This window comes from Roseofilum sp. Guam, assembly GCF_017746735.1.
Taxonomy (GTDB): Bacteria; Cyanobacteriota; Cyanobacteriia; order Cyanobacteriales; family Desertifilaceae; genus Roseofilum; species Roseofilum reptotaenium.
The window spans coordinates 1-2,903 of record NZ_JAGHZN010000124.1; the positions used below are offsets into that span (position 1 = coordinate 1).

Consider the following 2,903-nt stretch of genomic DNA (forward strand, 5'->3'; position numbering starts at 1 on the left):
GAAACCCAGAAGATTTTGAATTTGGCAGCTTGTATCGGCAATCAGTTTGACTTAGAAACTTTGGCCATTGTCAGCGAACTCGACCCGATCAAAGTGGCAGATTCTTTGTGGCAGGCGCTGCAAGAGGGATTGATTCTGCCCCTAGGCCAGACCTACAAGTTTTTTCATCAGAGAGATCGAGAGGACAAGGTAGGAGCTGAAGAAATATTGATTAGCTATAAATTTCTACACGATCGCGTCCAGCAAGCGGCTTATTCCTTAATTCCAGAAGTGCAAAAGCAAGTGACCCATTATCGGATCGGCAAGCGCCTTCTGGCCCATGTATCCCCCGCACAACAGGAAGAAAAGATTTTTGATATTGTCAATCAAATCAATATAGGACTCAAAGAGATCACTGAGATCAGGGAAAGGCAACAACTTCTCGAACTCAATTTCCGCGCGGGTCAAAAAGCCAAAATTGCCACGGCTTACGATGCAGCAAAACTGTACTTCCAGATCGCGATCGAACTTCTGCCAGATCATTTAGATTATACCGAGGAAAATATCGGCGATCGCGCCTTTGAACTCCATTTTGTCCTGGCTGAAGTGCAATTGATGACCGTTGACTTTGAAGGACTAGAAACCAGTATTGCCCTGTTATTAGCATTGGCTCGCTCTGCTATTAATCGAGCCAGAATTTACGTCCTCAAAGTTAATCAGTATACCCTACAAGGAGCATATCCTGAAGCGATTGAAGCCGGTTTGACTGGGCTACAAGAGTTGGAAATTCAGGTTAATCCAGAGAATGTCAAACTCTTGGTTGAAGAAGATACTCAGTTCATTGCTAAAAGGCTTGAAAATCAAGATCTTGATGGGTTACTGAATTTACCCGAGGCAACCGATCCTAAAGTGAAAGTTGCGATCGAATCGCTGATGAAACTGTTATCGGCAGCCTACATTAGCTCCAATCGTGAGCTTTATGGTTTTACCGTGGTCAGAAGCGTGCGCTTATCGATGGAATACGGCAATATTCCCAAGTCAATTATCACCTATGCTAGCTATGGTGAATGGCTCGCATTGTTCCAACATGACTATCAACGGGCAATGCAATTTGGTCAGTTGGCCTTGCAACTTAGTTATAAACTCGATAACAAGTCCGAGCGATCAAGTGCCTGCTTTATACTGGGAGGTTGCATTTACGGGAAAGCCAAACCCATTCAAGGGGCAGCCGAAGTCAATTACGAAGGATTCTTGGCTGGGCTTGAGTCGGGAGAATTGCAATATGCGGGCTATAACCTCTTTGCCAATATTTACAATCGTCTCTTTGGCGGGGAAAACCTGGTAGAAATTTCCACCGACCTAGAAAAATTTTGGGCGATCGCCGATAAAATTCACAATGATCTCACCCTCAGAATCCTCGAAGCCTGTCGGTTCTCGATCGAAAAATTCTCTGGCGGAACCGATAAAGAAAGTTCAGAAGAACTCGCTTGGGTTGAACGCCATAGTACTGCCCAATCCGATCTACCTCTCGGACTTTACAGTATTCTCCAGATGCAAGCAGCTTGCTTATACGGAGATTTTGAGAGCGGTTGCCATTATGGCGTGCAAGCGAACAAATTTCTTATGGCTTGCGAGTCTTTTACAACCGCTTCGGGATATTACTACTACAGTTCTTTGAACTGGTTGAGACGCGATGGCGAAAGCGCAGCTCAACACTTTAGCCCAGAGTTGTCCAGAAAACTTTCTCCATAAATATTGGCTCGTGGAAGCCGAAAAAGCGCGATTGTCGCGACAGCTAACAGAAGCGATCGAACTCTACGATCGTGCCATAGCCGGAGCAAAAGAAAATGAATATATCCAAGAAGAAGCCCTAGCTAACGAACTGGCGGCCAAATTTTACCTAGATTGGGGCAAAGAAAAAATTGCTGGGGCCTATATCACCGATGCCTACTACTGCTATGCGCGGTGGGGTGCAAAAGCTAAAACTGACCAACTTGAAAGAACATATCCCCAACTGCTCGCTCCGATGCTACAACAACCCTACTTACAGCTAAACAACGATCTCACCATAACCAGCACTATAGCCCAGACAGCAGGTTCGAGTAGTAGTAAAAGCGACTTTCTGCTCGATTGGGCAACGGCGGTGAAAGCCTCCCAATCTCTATCGAGTGAAATGCACCTGGACAAACTGGTCTCGGCCTTGATGAGGGCAACAATGGAAAATGCAGGAGCCGATGGTGGTATTCTGCTCCTGCGACAACCGGATAGTTGGCAGATAGCTGCCCGATATTCAAACAAAGATGGTCAAGATGAATGGGATTTATGTTGGAAGGAAGTATCCGAAGAGTTGGAAATTCCCATGAGGATAATTAATAAAGTTAAACGCAGTAAAGAAGCAATTATCGTTAACAATTTCTCTCGTAATATCCAGTTTGCAGGCGACCTCTATCTACAGCAAGAACAACCCCTTAGTTTTCTGTGTGCGCCTATCCTCAATCAAGGCAAACTGATCGGTATCCTTTATTTGGAAAATCATCTGGCGATTGGAGCGTTTACGAGCGATCGCGTGGAACTGCTCTCTATGCTCTGTTCCCAAGCGGCTATCTCTCTAGAAAACGCTCGCCTCTACAAACAATCCCAAGACTACGCCGAGCAATCCCAAGACTACGCCCAGAAACTCGAACAATCCCTCGAAGACCTGCAACAAGCCCAACTGCAATTGGTACAAAGCGAAAAAATGTCGGCTTTAGGAAACTTAGTTGCAGGAGTGGCCCATGAAATTAATAATCCCGTGGCATTTATTGCCGGAAACATAGATCCAGCCAGAGATTATCTGAAAGACTTATTTGGACTCCTTGACTTGTATCAGCAAGAATATCCAGAGCCAAGTGAAGTCATTGAAGAAGAAATTGAAGCCATAGATT

At 45.2% G+C, this 2,903-nt stretch carries 2 protein-coding genes; both read left to right on the top strand.

Annotated features, from left to right (window positions below; genetic code table 11):
- Nucleotides 1–1,731, top strand: a 1,731-nt coding sequence (locus J7529_RS24525; RefSeq protein ID WP_318731166.1) for a hypothetical protein, incomplete at its 5' end; no start/stop codon positions are given.
- Nucleotides 1,673–2,903 (top strand): GAF domain-containing protein (locus J7529_RS24530; protein WP_318731167.1); only part of this gene is annotated, 1,231 nt, incomplete at its 3' end. The genes J7529_RS24525 and J7529_RS24530, both read left to right, overlap by 59 nt.